The organism is Streptomyces sp. NPDC094143 (assembly GCF_040303825.1).
GTDB lineage: Bacteria > Actinomycetota > Actinomycetes > Streptomycetales > Streptomycetaceae > Streptomyces.
Map to the genome: position 1 here is coordinate 63,858 of NZ_JBEOTZ010000027.1, position 14,057 is coordinate 77,914.

Here is a 14,057-nt window from a genome sequence, read left to right on the forward strand (position 1 = left end):
GCGGGTTTGTCCCCCGGACGGCGGACCGTCGGCTTCCGGCCACATCACGAACCGGGTATGACCTGCGCTCCTCAGGTATCCGAGGAGATCAACCGCCCTGTAGGTTCTTGCGCCATGGAGGAGCTGGACCGACAGATCGTGCAGCTGCTCGTCAGGGACGGGCGGATGAGCTACACCGACCTGGGCAAGGCCACGGGGTTGTCCACCTCGGCCGTGCACCAGCGGGTGCGGCGGCTGGAGCAGCGGGGGGTCATCCGGGGCTACGCGGCGGTCGTGGACCCGGAGGCCGTGGGGCTGCCGATGACCGCGTTCATCTCGGTGAAGCCGTTCGACCCGAGCGCGCCGGACGACATCGCGGACCGGCTGGCCGGGGTGCCGGAGATCGAGGCGTGCCACAGCGTGGCCGGCGACGAGAACTACATCCTCAAGGTGCGGGTGGCGACCCCGCACGAGCTGGAGGAGCTGCTGGCGCGGGTGCGGTCGCTGGCGGGCGTGTCCACGCGGACGACGGTGGTGCTCTCCACGCCGTACGAGGCGCGGCCGCCCAGGATCTGACCGGCGGCTCCACCCCTTCGCGGGGTGCGCGAGCGGGGCCTGTGAAACTGTGCTCCATGAGTGAGTCCCCTACGCCGGCGTCCCAGACCGTCCTCCTCCGTCGCGGAGAGGTGCACAGCCCCGCCGATCCGTTCGCCACCGCGATGGTCGTGGAGCGGGGGCAGGTCGCCTGGGTCGGTTCCGAGGGTGCCGCCGACGCCTTCGCGGACGGGGTCGACGAGGTCGTCGACCTCGATGGAGCGCTGGTCACCCCCGCGTTCACGGACGCGCATGTGCACACCACGGCCACCGGCCTCGCCCTCACCGGCCTCGACCTGTCGAACACCCCCTCCCTCGAAGCCGCCCTCGCCCTCGTCCGGGACTTCGCCGCCGCCCGTCCGCGGGACCGCGTACTGCTCGGGCACGGCTGGGACGCCGCACGCTGGCCCGGCGGCCGTCCGCCCACCCGGGCCGAGCTCGACGAGGCCACCGGCCACCGGCCGCTCTACCTCAGCCGGATCGACGTGCACTCGGCGGTCGTCACGACGGCTCTGCTCGACCTGGTCCCGGGCGCACCGCGCGAGGACGGGCCGCTCACGGCCGATGCCCACCACGCCGTACGGGCCGCCGCGTTCGCCGCCGTCACGCCCCGGCAGCGCACCGAGGCACAGCGCGCCGCCCTGGCGCACGCCGCCGCGCTCGGCATCGGCACGCTCCACGAGTGCGCCGGCCCGGAGATCTCCTCCGAGGACGACTTCACCGGCCTGCTGCGCCTGGCCGCCGAGGAGCCCGGACCCCGCGTCGTCGGCTACTGGGCCGAGCAGGACGTCGCCAAGGCGCGCGAGCTGGGCGCGATCGGCGCCGCCGGGGACCTGTTCGCCGACGGCGCCCTCGGCTCGCACACGGCCTGTCTGCACGAGCCGTACGCCGACGCCGGGCACACCGGCCGGGCGTACCTGGACGCCACCGCGATCGCCGCGCACGTCGTCGCCTGCACCGAGGCCGGGCTGCAGGCCGGCTTCCACGCCATCGGCGACGCGGCCGTGGACGCCGTGGTCGAGGGCGTGCGAGCCGCCGCCGAGAAGGTGGGCCTGGCCCGGATCCGGGCCGCCCGGCACCGCGTCGAGCACGCCGAGATGCTCACCCCTGAGTCGATCGCCGCCTTCGCCGAACTGGGGCTCACCGCCTCCGTCCAGCCCGCCTTCGACGCCCTGTGGGGCGGCGGGGAGGGCATGTACGCCCAGCGGCTCGGAGCGGAGCGCGCCCGCGGCCTGAACCCCTTCGCGGCCCTGCTGCGGGCCGGTGTGCCGCTCGCCTTCGGCTCCGACAGCCCGGTCACCCCGCTCGACCCCTGGGGCACGGTCCGGGCCGCCGCCTTCCACCGCACGCCGGAGCACCGCGTCTCCGTGCGCGCCGCGTTCACGGCGCACACGCGCGGCGGCTGGCGGGCCGTCGGACGGGACGACGCGGGGGTCCTGGTCCCGGGCGCCCCGGCCGACTACGCCGTCTGGCGCACCGGCGAACTCGTCGTCCAGGCCCCGGACGACCGTGTCGCCCGCTGGTCGACCGACCCCCGTTCCGGCACCCCGGGGCTGCCCGACCTGACCCCGGGCCGCGACCTGCCCGTCTGCCTGCGGACCGTCGTCGGCGGACGCACCGTCTTCGTACGGCCGGGCGAGTGATCTACGGGGGTGGCGCGCACGCGATCGTGCGCCGCGCCCCCCGCGCGCGACCTGCGTATCCACCGAACTGACCAGGTCTTTGTCGCACAATGCGCAGGTCAGACGGCTGTTGACAGGCAGCCGCAGGGGGCCGGTAGGTTCGGCCGAGTCCACCACCGGACGCCCGACCGGGGAGCGTTCGCACACTCGCCGCAGCGCCGCCGGGTCACGGACGGTGTGCCGCACCGGGGCACCGCCACTGGGAGCCAGGCTCAGGCCGGCGCAGCGCCGAGGGAACGTTCCGGCCGGTCGGGGAGGTGTGACCCGGGTGGGGCCCGGGCGCTCAGTAGACAACGGCTTTGGGTCGATCCGCAGCCGGCGGATCCCAGGTCGGCCCGAAGGGCGCCGGGCCCCCATCCGCCGTACGCGCGCCGCCGGGGCGCGCTCCTGCCCCCTGTCATGCGGATTCGGCACCACCATTCGAACGTCCTGTCACGTCGGCGCAGGCGGGGGCCACTATGGTGGACCCCTGCGTACGGACATGAAGGGGCAGCAGTGAACGACGGTGACGGCACCCTCGCGGCAGGAGCCCAGGGGAGGAAGTTCGGCCCGCTCGGCACGGCCTTGGTGATCATCCCGACCTACAACGAGGCGGAGAACATCAAGAGCATCGTCGGCCGGGTGCGCGAGGCCGTCCCGGAGGCGCACGTGCTCGTGGCCGACGACAACAGCCCGGACGGCACCGGCAAGCTCGCCGACGAACTGGCGGTCTCGGACGACCACGTCCACGTGCTGCACCGCAAGGGCAAGGAAGGCCTCGGCGCCGCCTACCTCGCGGGCTTCCGCTGGGGCCTGGAGCGCGACTACGGCGTGCTGGTCGAGATGGACGCCGACGGCTCCCACCAACCCGAGGAGCTGCCCCGCCTGCTCACCGCCCTCAAGAGCGCCGACCTGGTGCTGGGCTCGCGCTGGGTGCCGGGCGGCCGGGTGGTGAACTGGCCGAAGTCCCGCGAGGTGATCTCCCGGGGCGGCAGCCTGTACTCCCGGCTGGCGCTCGACCTGCCGCTGCGGGACATCACCGGCGGCTACCGCGCCTTCCGCCGCGAGACCCTGGAGGGGCTCGGCCTCGACGAGGTCGCCTCGCAGGGCTACTGCTTCCAGGTGGACCTCGCCCGCCGTGCCGTCAAGGCCGGCTACCAGGTGGTGGAGGTACCCATCACCTTCGTCGAGCGTGAACTCGGCGACTCCAAGATGAGCCGCGACATCCTCGTCGAGGCGTTGTGGCGGGTCACGGCGTGGGGTGTGGGGGAGCGCGTCGGCAAGGTCACGGGGCGCGTCGCCAGACCGTCCGTCACCGAACGCGGTGCCAAGCCGTCGGAGCCGTAGCCGTCCCGGGCCCGTGCGCGCCCAGGAACGCCTGATCGGGGCCTTGTCCCGTGCAGAGGCCTTATCCCGTGCTGAGCCGGGGCCAGGCACACTGGAGCCATGACGACTGGCGCTCAGACTCCCAGCCACCCCGCCCGGCCCCGGCGCTCAAGGCTGCGCACGTTCCTGCCGCTGGGCATCGCCGCGTGGCTCGTGCTGGAGATCTGGCTGCTCACGCTGGTCGCCGGCGCGTCGAACGGCCTGCTGGTCCTCCTGCTCCTGCTGGCGGGCCTCGTCCTCGGCTCGGTGGTCATCAAGCGGGCCGGCCGGCGGGCCTTCCGCAGGCTCTCCGAGGCGCTGCAACAGCAGCAGAGCGGTGTGATGCCCGCGGCGGCCCGGCCCGACAGCGAGGGCAACGGCCTGATGATGCTGGGCGGCCTGCTCCTGATGATCCCCGGTCTGCTGTCGGACACGGTGGGCCTGCTCCTGCTGCTGCCCCCGGTCCAGAAGGCCGTGAGCCGCTCCGCCGAGCGCACCTTCGAGCGCAAGCTCCGCGAGGCCGACCCGGGCACCCTGGGCGGCGCCCTCCAGCAGGCCCGCATGTACCGCCCGGACGGCAAGGTCGTCCAGGGCGAGGTCGTCCGGGACGAGCCGGGCGGCGGCGCCACCGAGCAGCCGCGCCCGCCGCTGACCCACTGACCGGGCCATGAGCACCACCGCATGAAAAACCGCGGGCGCCGTACTGTTCGTACGGCGCCCGCGGTTACCGATGTGCGCTGATCGATCCGCCAGGCCTTGCGGGGACCTAGGCCGACTTGCGGCTGTCCCGGGGATGAACAGCGATGTTCATCGCACCGGAGCGAAGAACCGCCAGACGCTCCTCAAGGACCTCTTCGAGTTCCTCACGGGTACGCCGCTCCATCAGCATGTCCCAATGCGTACGCGCGGGCTTGGCCTTCTTCTCTTCCGGGCCGTCGCCGTCCACCAGGAGTGCCTGGGCCCCGCAGACCTTGCACTCCCACTCCGGCGGGATCTCCGCCTCGACCGAGAAGGGCATCTCGAAGCGGTGCCCCTTCTCGCATGCGTACTCCACGGCCTGGCGCGGGGCCAGGTCGATGCCGCGGTCCGTCTCGTAGCTGGTCACCACGAGGCGCGTGCCGCGAAGAGCTCGCTCACTCATGAATCGTGCCTCCCGGGCTTGTCGCCCACAGGACAGGTGTCGCTGTCGTCGTCATCCGGTCAACGTCCGGTCGGCGGTAAAGATTCCCGTTCCGAGTCCCGTTCCGGGTCATGCGTCGCCGTCGTAGCCGCCCTTGTTGTACCCACCAGCGCCCGGTTTGTCACATCTGCTAGCAAATGTAACCCAGCGTTTCGATATCTTTGACGCGCAGTAACGGTCCGCCTGGCAGGCCAAACGCGTACACTACAGCCCTTTCGCGTCGAGTGCTAAATCCTGTCAGGAACCGGATTCCCCGCTTCTTCGATCGCACGCCGTACCGGCACCCGCGCGAGCAGGGCGAATCCCAGGACGAAGAAGACCACCAGCGAGATGATCGCGTCCCGGTAGCTCCCGGTGAGCTGGTAGGTGAGCCCGAACAGCAGCGGGCCGAGCCAGCTCATGCCCCGGTCGCTCAGCTCGTAGGCGGAGAAGTACTCGGCCTCCTTGCCGGGCGGGACCAGGTGGGAGAACAGGGAGCGGGACAACGCCTGGCTGCCGCCGAGGACCAGGCCGATGCCGGCGGCCAGGACGAAGAACCACACCGGCGCCCCGGCGGGCAGGAAGAATCCGGCCGCGAGCGTGACCGTCCAGGCGATCAGCGAGCCGAGGATCGTGCGCTTGGCGCCGTAGGCCCGGGCCAGCCGTCCCATCGTCAGGGCGCCCGCCACGGCCAGCACCTGCACCAGCAGGACGGCGCCGATCAGGGTGGACTGTCCGAGGTCCAGTTCCTCGGAGCCGTAGACCGAGGCCTGGGAGATCACCGTCTGGATGCCGTCGTTGTAGACGAGGTAGGCGAGCAGGAAGGCGAGGGTCAGCGGGTGGCGGCGCATGTCGCGGACGGTCGCGGCCAGCTGCCGGAAGCCCGGCAGGGCCGCCGCCCCCCGGGTGGGGGACCGGCGGTCGCGGAGCCGGGTCAGCGGGATCAGTGCGAAGGCGCCCCACCACAGGCCGGCCGACGCCAGGCAGATGCGCACGGCCGTGCTCTCCGAGACGCCGAAGCGGTCGTGGCCGGTGTAGAGCACCAGGTTGGCGACGAGGACGAGCGAGCCCGCCGCGTACCCGAAGGCCCAGCCCCGCGAGGACACCGCGTCCCGCTGCTCGGGCGGGGCGATCTGCGGCAGGTAGGAGTTGTAGAGCATCATCGCCACGGACTGCGCGGCGTTGGCGACGATCAGCAGGGCGCCGCCGAGCAGATAGCGGTCGCCGTCGAGGAAGAACATGGCCGTCGTCGCCCCGGCGCCCGTGTACGCGGCGGCCGCGAGGAGCGGCTTCTTGCGGCCGGTGCGGTCCGCGGCGGCGCCCACCAGGGGCATCACCAGCACGGCCACGATCACCGACAGGGAGACCGAGTACGCGAAGAACGACCCGGCGCGCACCGGGACGCCGAGGGGGTGGACGTATCCGTCGCCGTCCGCGGCCGACTCGGCGACCGACGTCAGATAAGGGCCGAGGAACACGGTGAGCACGCTCGTCGAGTAGACGGAGCACGCCCAGTCGTAGAAGTACCAGCCGCGCTGCTCGCGTCTGAGAGCCGCCCCGTCGGCGGGCGGTGTCCGCACGGTGTCGGTGCCCACCCGTGCCCTCGCTTCCCCGTGAACGCGCGAAGGCGCCCGGCCCGGGGTCTCAGACCCAGACGCCGCGGTCCTCCATGACCTCGCGCAACGTGTCGATGTGATCGGTCATGATGCCATCCACCCCGAGGTCGAGGAGCCGGTGCATGCTCTCGGGGTCGTTGACCGTCCAGACGTGCACCTGGAGCCCGCGCGCGTGGGCGGCGCGGACGAAGCGGTGGTCGACGACCTGGATGCCGGACTGGACTTCCGGCACCTGCGCGGCGACCGCCGAGCGGCGCACGGACGCCGGCAGCCCCCAGGAGCGCAACCGCAGTGCGAGCACGCCCCGGGTGCCGTACGAGGTGGCCAGCCGCGGGCCGGCGAGGCGCTGGGCGCGCACCACCCGTGCCTCGGAGAACGAGCCGAGACAGATCCGGTCCCAGGAGCCGGTCCGGCCGGCCAGGTCGAGGAAGGGGAGCAGGGCGGCCTCCGCCTTGACGTCCACGTTCCAGCGCACGTTTGGGAAGGTCTCCAGGAGCTCCTCGAAGAGCGGTACGGGTTCCCGCCCCGCCACGCGCGCCTGACGCACCTCGGACCACGGCAGGTCGGCGATCCGGCCCGCGCCGTCGGTCATCCGGTCCAGGGTCGTGTCGTGGAAGGCGACGAGGGTGCCGTCCCGGGTGGTGTGCACATCGGTCTCGATGTACCGGTAGCCGGCCTCGACGGCGACACGGAACTGCCGCACGGTGTTCTCCAGGCCGTCCGCGGCCCCGCCCCGGTGGGCGAAGGCGATCGGGCCGGGATGATCGAGGTAGGGATGGCGTATCCGCGGGGTCACGGACGCAGTATCGCCCCTTCGGGTTGACCGGTGGCAACGACCGTGCCGCCGACGGGTGCCGCGGGGACGGCGAACACCCGCAGGAACAGCTGGGCGAGCGGGCCGATGGACAGCGCGTACAGCAGGGTGCCGACCCCGACGGTGCCGCCCAGGACGAAACCGGTCGCCACGACCGTGAGTTCGATCCCCGTGCGCACCAGGCGGATCGACACGCCCGTGAGCTGGTGCAGGCCGGTCATCAGGCCGTCGCGCGGGCCCGGGCCGAAGCGCGCGGCGATGTAGAGGCCGGTCGCCGCGCCGTTCAGGACGATCCCGGCCGTCATCAGGGTCACGCGCAGCGCCCAGCCGTGAACGTCGGGGACCAGGGCCAGGGTCGCGTCCATGGCCATGCCGATCACCAGCACGTTGGAGATCGTGCCGAGGCCCGGGCGCTGGCGCAGCGGGATCCACGCGAGCAGCACGGCGGCGCCCACGATCGTCAGGACGACTCCGATCGACAGTCCCGTCCGCTCGGCGAGGCCCTGGTGGAGCACGTTCCACGGCTCCAGCCCGAGCCCGGACCGGACCAGCAGGGCCGAACTGGCGCCGTACAGCGCGAGACCGGCGTAGAGCTGAACGAGCCGCCGGGCGAGATGTCCCCGCGTGGCCATGATGTGCCCCCGTGTGGTGGTAGTGGACTGATGCATGACACCCTGTGGCGTGGATGGAGCGGCCATCCAGGGCCAATCCGGGGAAGGTGGACTGATTCCGATGGCGCAGTGGACCTCGGCCGTGGGGGCGGCACAGCTCGCCCGGCTGCTCAACTCCCAGCAGGACCGCCCGGCGGGGCCCGGCACACGCCGCCCGCCGGCCTATCGCGCGCTCGCCGACGGGATCCGTCTGCTGGTGCTCGAAGGGCGCGTCCCGGTGGCCGCCCGGCTGCCCGCCGAGCGGGAACTCGCCCTCTCCCTCTCCGTCAGCCGTACGACGGTCGCCGCCGCCTATGAGGCACTGCGCAGCGAGGGCTTCCTGGAGTCGCGGCGGGGCGCGGGCAGCTGGACCGCCGTACCCGCCGGGAACCCGCTGCCCGCGCGGGGGCTGGAGCCCCTGCCGCCGGAGGCCCTCGGCTCGATGATCGACCTCGGCTGCGCCGCGCTGCCCGCCCCCGAGCCCTGGCTCACCCGGGCCGTGCAGGGCGCGCTGGAGGAGCTGCCGCCGTACGCGCACACGCACGGCGACTATCCCGCGGGGCTGCCCGCGCTGCGGGCGATGATCGCCGAGCGGTACACGGCGCGCGGCATCCCGACCATGCCCGAGCAGATCATGGTGACGACCGGGGCGATGGGCGCGATCGACGCGATCTGCCATCTCTTCGGCGGGCGGGGCGAGCGCATCGCCGTCGAGTCGCCCTCCTACGCCAACATCCTCCAGCTGATGCGCGAGGCAGGGGCCCGGCTGGTCCCCGTCGCGATGGCCGAGGGCCTCGCCGGCTGGGACATGGACCGCTGGCGGCAGGTCCTGCGCGACGCCGCGCCCCGGATCGCCTACGTCGTCGCCGACTTCCACAACCCGACGGGCGCGCTCGCGGACGAGGACCAGCGGCGTCGGCTGGTGGACGCGGCGCGGTCCGCGGGGACCGTGCTGATCGCCGACGAGACGATGAGCGAGCTGTGGCTCGATCCGGGCGTGCGGATGCCCCGGCCGGTGTGCGCCTTCGACCCGGCCGGGTCGACCGTGATCACGGTGGGCTCGGCGAGCAAGGCGTTCTGGGCCGGCATGCGCATCGGGTGGGTGCGGGCCGCGCCGGACGTGATCCGCAGCCTGGTCGCGGCGCGGGCCTACGCCGACCTCGGCACGCCCGTGCTGGAGCAGCTGGCCGTCAACTGGCTGTTCGGCACAGGCGGCTGGGAGCAGGCCGTGGAGCTGCGGCGGGAGCAGGCCCGGTCCAACCGGGACGAGCTGGTGGCGGCCGTGCGCCGTGAGCTGCCCGGGTGGGAGTTCGAGGTGCCGCAGGGCGGGCTGACCCTGTGGGTGCGGACCGGGGGGCTGTCCGGGTCGCGGCTCGCGGAGGCGGGGGAGCGGGTGGGCGTGCGGGTGCCGTCCGGGCCGCGGTTCGGCGTGGACGGGGCGTTCGAGGGGTATGTGCGGCTGCCGTTCACCGTGGGCGGGGCGGTGGCCGATGAGGCTGCGGTGCGGCTGGCCGCGGCGGCGGGACTGGTGGAGTCGGGCGGGGTGGGAGGCACGGAGGCGCCGCGCACCTTCGTGGCCTGACGGGGTTGGCCGTCACGCCGTCACGCCGTCACGCCGTCACGCCGTCACGCCGTCACGCCGTCACGCCGTCACGCCGTCACGCCGTCACGCCGTCACGCCGTCACGTGCCGTCACGTGTCTCACGTGCGGACAACGGGTGGTCAGCCCCGCTTGGCCGCCGTCGGCTTGGTCAGGACCGGGACCGGGTTCGGCAGCGGGTCCTTGGTGAGGACCGGCACCGGGCCGGGCCGGGGCTCCGGCGGCTCCGCGGTCACCGCCGGCACCGGCTCGGCGGTCACCCGTTCCGGTGCCTGTTCCGTCGGCAGCGGCTCGGGCTCGCCGGGCGAGCCGTCCGGCTCCGGGACCGTCTCCCCGTCCGCCGGTGTCGTGCGGGGCGGGAGGAGGGCGAGGACCGCCTCCCGGTGCGCCTCGGGGGTCGCGTCGTCGTAGGGGTTCGGCGTGGCCGGGACCTGGAGTCGGTGGACCGGGCCCGAGCCCAGACGGGCGTACCCGCGGCCGGGCGGGATCTCGTCGATGGGCGTGGTGTGCGGGGGCGCGCCGAGCACCGACTGGAGCTGGTCGGCCGTGGCCGGCCCGAGGACCGCGCGCGCGCGGGTGTGCCGGCGGACCGGCTCGCCGAGGGCCTCGAAGCAGTCCAGCTGGTCGGCCACCACCACCGTCACGTTCGCCGGGCGGCCGTGCCGCAGGGGCACCTGGAGGAGGGCTTGTGGGTCCTTGCGGTCGTCCGCCGCGGCCAGGTGGGTGAACGCGGTGGGCCGGTCCAGGAGGATCCACAGCGGCCGCCTGGTGTCGTCGGGCGGGGGATGGCCCGCCTGGTGGGCGCGGTTGGCGGCGATGAGGCGGCGCTCCGTCTCGGTCGCCGCCCATTCCAGGCTGGCCGTCGCCCCGCTGGGACCGCACTCGACGGCCAGGACGCCGTCCCGGCCGGTGAGGCAGGCGTACTCGCCGGTGCCGCCGCCGTCGACGATCACCACGTCCCCGTGCTGGAGGGCCTGCAGCGCGATGGAGCGCAGCAGAGTGGACACACCGCTGCCCGGCTGGCCGAGGACGAGCAGATGCGGCTCCGTGGAGCGCAGGCCGGTGCGCCAGACGACCGGGGGGACGTCCCGCTGCTGTGCGCCGTGGCCGAGGGGCAGTGTGCGCCGGACGTGGGTCGGGTCGGTGAAGCCCAGGACCGTCTCGCCGGGAGCGGTGACGAAGTGCTGGGCGGTGATGTCGGCGGGGAGGGGCAGCAGCACGCCGAGCGTCAGCTGGTTGCCCTCCCCGTCCCACGTGAAGTGGTACTCGCGGCCGCGGCCGGACTTCGCCGCGAGGAGGTGCTCGATCCGCGCGCGGGACTCGGCCTCGCCGTCGGTGAAGTACGCCGGGTAGCGCACCACCAGGTGGGAGATCCGGCCGCCGCCGTCGAAGCCGTAGGTGGGGAAGGCCTTGTCCCACGCGCCGCCGTGCGCGTACAGCGGCTCGGGGTCCTCGGCGGCCGAGAAGTACGGCACGAGCGCCTCGTACAGCGACTTCAGGCGCTCGCTCTGCGACTCGTCGGGCCCGTCGGGAGCCGCCGGAGTGCGGTCCCGGCCCTGCCAGGCCGCGGCCGCCATCAGGGTGATGGCGGCCAGGAGCGGCCCGTACGGCACCAGGGCCACCACCAGGATCACGGAGGCCACCAGGAACAGCAGTGCCCCCCGTCTCTCCTTCGGGGTCTGGGTCCATCTGCGCCGGCCGGCCGCTGCCAGCCGGCGCAGACCCCGCGTGATCGTGATCAGCGGGTGGAGGACGTCGGTGGCGCTGTCGGCGGCCGTCCGGGCCAGCTCCCGGCTCCGGGCGAGCTGGGCGCTGCCGTTGCTCAGAATGCGGGGGAGGGGGCGCCGGGCCACTGCTGCCTCCAGTCGGTGCGTACGGGCGGGGTGCGTACGGGAAAGTGGGGTCGTCAGAACTTGATGCCGCCGAGGAGGCTCGCCAGGCTCTCGCCGCCCGCCTTGATGCTCGGGGCGATGGCCGTGCTCGCCAGGTAGAAGCCGAAGAGCATCGCCACCACCGCGTGGGAGGCCTTCAGGCCGTCCTTGCGGAAGAAGATGAAGACCACGATGCCGAGCAGGACCACGCCTGAGATGGACAGGATCATTTGAGTTCTCCTGGTTCGCGGGGACAGTCACCATGAGTACTTCCAGGCTCACAGGATGTATCCATACGATAAAAGGTGCAACTGGGTTAAATTCGTATGATTTCCCCCGAGCGGCGGAGTGGTCCGTGATCCGGTCGAGCTCGGCTGTTGCGCCGGGCCACGTCTGTGGTGATCTTTACCTCGGGCACATCGGGTCATGTGCCGCGCGAGCCAGTACCCTGGCGATTCACTCGTACGGCTGCACCCGGCGCAGGCGTACGCACCCGGCGAGACGTGATGGAGAGGCGGTCCGGCAGATGACCGAAGTCCCCGACCCCGAGGTCGTGGAGCTGGCGACCAAGATCTTCGAATTGGCCCGGCGGGGACAGACCGAGGCGCTCGTGGCGTACGTCGACGCGGGTGTCCCGGCCAACCTCACCAACGACCGCGGCGACTCGCTCGTGATGCTCGCCGCCTACCACGGCCACTCCGACGCGGTCCGCGCGCTGCTCGCCCGCGGCGCCGAGGCGGACCGGGTGAACGACCGGGGCCAGACCCCGCTCGCGGGGGCCGTCTTCAAGGGCGAGAGAGACGTCATCAAGGCCCTCCTGGAGGGCGGCGCCGACCCGTCAGCGGGCACGCCCTCGGCCGTCGACACGGCCCGCATGTTCGGCCGGACGGAACTGCTCGAACTGTTCGGCGCGCACTAGGCCGACCGGGCTGACCTGGAACGACACGAGAAACGGGGGAGGCGGAACGGGGCCGCCGAAATTTCGGTCGCGGCAGACGGAAGTGCCGAGTCATCATGACGACGTGGTTCACGGACGTGATGGTTGGGCAGGTTGCCGCACCGCGCGGGCCGTGACGCGGTCCGCAAGGGCCACCGACGAGAGGCAGAGGAAGATGGTCTACAGCAAGCAGGAAACGGCGGGCACTCCGACGTGTTGTCGCGCGGCCAGGTAGTACACGTCCCCGGTTGCGTCGACGCTTGATGTGAGGCTGTTTCCCATGTTCGATCCGGTCATAGCGCCCAGCGGTACGCTGCTCGGCCTGCTCCAGCGGGGCCGTGGCGACGGCACACTGCACGCGCTCACCGCCCCGCGCCCCGAGGCGCTCGCGGCGCTGAACCACTGCGTGCTGCGCGATCCCCGCCACGACTGGCAGGTGGAGAACCGCTCCCTCTACTACGCCCGCCTCTACCTCGACCTGAACGGCGAGCTGGACGAGATCGAGGCCCACCTCTTCGACGCCGAGGACGTCCTCGACGCCGACGAGTCGCGCACCGGGCTCGCCCTCGCCGTCCTCGGGCACCTCGCCTCCTACGGCAGGCGTGACGCGCTCGAACTGCTGCGCAGATACGCCGCCCACGGCACCAACTGGGCCTGGGCCCTCGACGAGCTCGCCCTGCGGGACGACGACGCGGGCCTGCGCGCCCTCGCCGCCCCCGTCCTCGCGCGATTTCCGGCCGACCCGGAGGGCGAGGCCGAGCTGGCCGCGGCCGTCCGGGACGCCTTCGAACCCCGGCCCTGGCGGCTGTGGGCGGAGGATCCCCGCGCTTCCGTCGCCACACGCGTGCGTGCCGCCCACGAAGCCGGCTGTTTCGACCGCTGGCAGCGCCAGATGCGCCCGTCCGGGCCACGCCCCGGATGGAGCGTGCAGGCCGTCTTCGAATGGGCCCAGCAGGGCTTGGAACGCGGCGCCGCGCTGCACGTCCCGGCCGCCCGCTGTCTCACCGCGGTGGCGGGGCCCGAGGACCGGGACGAGATCGTCCGCGCCGCGCGGGACGGCGGTGACGGTGCCCGGTGCACCGCCCTGCGCTACCTCGCCGACGGCAACGATCCGGGCGCCCTCGACCTGATCGAGGGCGCCGTGGCCACCGGCTCGACGGTCGTCGTGGACGCCGCCGTCGACGCCTTCGAGCGGATGCGCTCCCTCGCCGCCGTCGACCGGGCACGCGGCTGGGCCCGGCGGCCCGACGCCCTGGGCGCCGCCGCCGGACGCGTCCTGGCCTGCCGGGGCGGCGCCCGGGACCGCGACCTGGTCCTCGCGGCCCTGCGGGAGGCCGTACGGGGCGAAGGTCCCGACGCACCGACCCTGTGGACCCTGGTCGACGGAACCGGACGGCTCGGCATCGCCTGCGCCGCACCCGTCCTGCGCCACGTCTACCGCGAAACCGCCTCCTCCCACCTGCGCGGCCGCACCGCCCGCGCCCTCGCCGCCACCGACCCCTCCTTCGCCACCGGCTTCGCCGTCGAATGCCTCTGGGACTGCGAGGAGACCACCCGCGAACTCGCCGCCCGGCACGCCGAGACCGGAGACGCCCGCGTCGTCGAGCGACTGCGCCGCCTCGCCGCCGACCCCGCCGAGGAGGCCGAGGTCCAGACGGCCGTACGCAGCCGGATCGGCCCGGAGGAAACCGCCGTGTGACCCCCCTCCACGAGGGACTGCCCAGTCCGCGTCAGGCCATCGAGATGAACGTCCGGTGGCTCGCGGGTCAGGAGGGCATGGACACGGCCTGACCTGCGCGGGTGCGCATCGG

13 protein-coding genes are annotated in these 14,057 nt (G+C 73.2%); 7 read left to right on the plus strand and 6 right to left on the minus strand.

Going from position 1 to position 14,057, the window contains the following annotated elements; all coding sequences use genetic code 11:
• Positions 1 to 114: 114 nt before the first annotated feature.
• The 4 genes from ABTZ58_RS28870 to fxsA all read left to right on the plus strand — a co-directional run bounded on the left by ABTZ58_RS28870 (position 115) and on the right by fxsA (position 4,259).
• Positions 115 to 555 (plus strand): Lrp/AsnC family transcriptional regulator, encoded by a 441-nt coding sequence (locus ABTZ58_RS28870; RefSeq protein WP_351362775.1) that lies wholly within the window; start codon positions 115 to 117, stop codon positions 553 to 555.
• A 56-nt stretch (positions 556 to 611) separates the two neighbouring features.
• On the plus strand, positions 612 to 2,216 hold the full coding sequence (locus ABTZ58_RS28875) for an amidohydrolase (RefSeq protein WP_351362778.1): 1,605 nt from the start codon (positions 612 to 614) through the stop codon (positions 2,214 to 2,216).
• A 534-nt stretch (positions 2,217 to 2,750) separates the two neighbouring features.
• A complete protein-coding gene (locus tag ABTZ58_RS28880) occupies positions 2,751 to 3,581 on the plus strand; it encodes a polyprenol monophosphomannose synthase (protein WP_351362781.1) in 831 nt (276 codons plus the stop codon).
• 99 nt (positions 3,582 to 3,680) lie between these two features.
• Positions 3,681 to 4,259 (plus strand): FxsA family membrane protein, encoded by a 579-nt coding sequence (gene fxsA, locus ABTZ58_RS28885; RefSeq protein ID WP_351362784.1) that lies wholly within the window; start codon positions 3,681 to 3,683, stop codon positions 4,257 to 4,259.
• 106 nt (positions 4,260 to 4,365) lie between these two features.
• On the opposite strand, the gene ABTZ58_RS28890 is transcribed toward fxsA, so the two are convergent.
• The 4 genes from ABTZ58_RS28890 to yczE form a co-directional block, all read right to left on the minus strand.
• Entirely contained in the window at positions 4,366 to 4,740 is a 375-nt protein-coding gene (locus ABTZ58_RS28890; protein WP_003977404.1) for an RNA polymerase-binding protein RbpA, read from the minus strand.
• 266 nt (positions 4,741 to 5,006) lie between these two features.
• Entirely contained in the window at positions 5,007 to 6,353 is a 1,347-nt protein-coding gene (locus tag ABTZ58_RS28895) for an MFS transporter (protein WP_351362787.1), read from the minus strand.
• Positions 6,354 to 6,402: 49 nt separating this feature from the next.
• Positions 6,403 to 7,170, minus strand: a complete 768-nt coding sequence (locus tag ABTZ58_RS28900; protein WP_351362790.1) for a glycerophosphodiester phosphodiesterase family protein — start codon at positions 7,168 to 7,170, stop codon at positions 6,403 to 6,405.
• On the minus strand, positions 7,167 to 7,856 hold the full coding sequence (gene yczE / locus ABTZ58_RS28905) for a membrane protein YczE (RefSeq protein WP_351362793.1): 690 nt from the start codon (positions 7,854 to 7,856) through the stop codon (positions 7,167 to 7,169). Before yczE ends, ABTZ58_RS28900 begins: the two co-directional genes overlap by 4 nt.
• A gap of 64 nt (positions 7,857 to 7,920) precedes the next feature.
• On the opposite strand from yczE, the gene ABTZ58_RS28910 reads away from it, so the two are divergent.
• A complete protein-coding gene (locus ABTZ58_RS28910) occupies positions 7,921 to 9,420 on the plus strand; it encodes an SCO1417 family PLP biosynthesis transcription factor (RefSeq protein WP_351362796.1) in 1,500 nt (499 codons plus the stop codon).
• A gap of 140 nt (positions 9,421 to 9,560) precedes the next feature.
• On the opposite strand, the gene ABTZ58_RS28915 is transcribed toward ABTZ58_RS28910, so the two are convergent.
• Positions 9,561 to 11,291, minus strand: coding sequence for a hypothetical protein (locus ABTZ58_RS28915; protein WP_351362799.1), 1,731 nt, complete (start codon positions 11,289 to 11,291; stop codon positions 9,561 to 9,563).
• A gap of 53 nt (positions 11,292 to 11,344) precedes the next feature.
• The gene (locus ABTZ58_RS28920; RefSeq protein WP_030843336.1) at positions 11,345 to 11,539 is read right to left on the minus strand and encodes a hypothetical protein; all 195 of its coding nucleotides are present in this window, start codon (positions 11,537 to 11,539) and stop codon (positions 11,345 to 11,347) included.
• Positions 11,540 to 11,835: 296 nt separating this feature from the next.
• Here ABTZ58_RS28920 and ABTZ58_RS28925 point away from each other — a divergent pair, with 296 nt between their 5' ends.
• Both ABTZ58_RS28925 and ABTZ58_RS28930 read left to right on the plus strand, forming a co-directional pair.
• Positions 11,836 to 12,228, plus strand: coding sequence for an ankyrin repeat domain-containing protein (locus tag ABTZ58_RS28925; RefSeq protein WP_351362802.1), 393 nt, complete (start codon positions 11,836 to 11,838; stop codon positions 12,226 to 12,228).
• A 298-nt stretch (positions 12,229 to 12,526) separates the two neighbouring features.
• On the plus strand, positions 12,527 to 13,945 hold the full coding sequence (locus ABTZ58_RS28930; protein ID WP_351362805.1) for a HEAT repeat domain-containing protein: 1,419 nt from the start codon (positions 12,527 to 12,529) through the stop codon (positions 13,943 to 13,945).
• The last annotated feature ends 112 nt before the right edge of the window (positions 13,946 to 14,057 follow it).

Bases quoted from the DNA above. Each gene is read 5' to 3' on its own strand.
- ABTZ58_RS28930 (WP_351362805.1), top strand. From the start codon at position 12,527: ATGTTCGATCCGGTCATAGCGCCCAGCGGTACGCTGCTCGGCCTGCTC.
- yczE (WP_351362793.1), bottom strand. From the start codon at position 7,856: ATGCATCAGTCCACTACCACCACACGGGGGCACATCATGGCCACGCGG.
- ABTZ58_RS28870 (WP_351362775.1), top strand. From the start codon at position 115: ATGGAGGAGCTGGACCGACAGATCGTGCAGCTGCTCGTCAGGGACGGG.
- ABTZ58_RS28925 (WP_351362802.1), top strand. From the start codon at position 11,836: ATGACCGAAGTCCCCGACCCCGAGGTCGTGGAGCTGGCGACCAAGATC.
- ABTZ58_RS28875 (WP_351362778.1), top strand. From the start codon at position 612: ATGAGTGAGTCCCCTACGCCGGCGTCCCAGACCGTCCTCCTCCGTCGC.
- ABTZ58_RS28890 (WP_003977404.1), bottom strand. From the start codon at position 4,740: ATGAGTGAGCGAGCTCTTCGCGGCACGCGCCTCGTGGTGACCAGCTAC.
- fxsA (WP_351362784.1), top strand. From the start codon at position 3,681: ATGACGACTGGCGCTCAGACTCCCAGCCACCCCGCCCGGCCCCGGCGC.
- ABTZ58_RS28920 (WP_030843336.1), bottom strand. From the start codon at position 11,539: ATGATCCTGTCCATCTCAGGCGTGGTCCTGCTCGGCATCGTGGTCTTC.
- ABTZ58_RS28910 (WP_351362796.1), top strand. From the start codon at position 7,921: ATGGCGCAGTGGACCTCGGCCGTGGGGGCGGCACAGCTCGCCCGGCTG.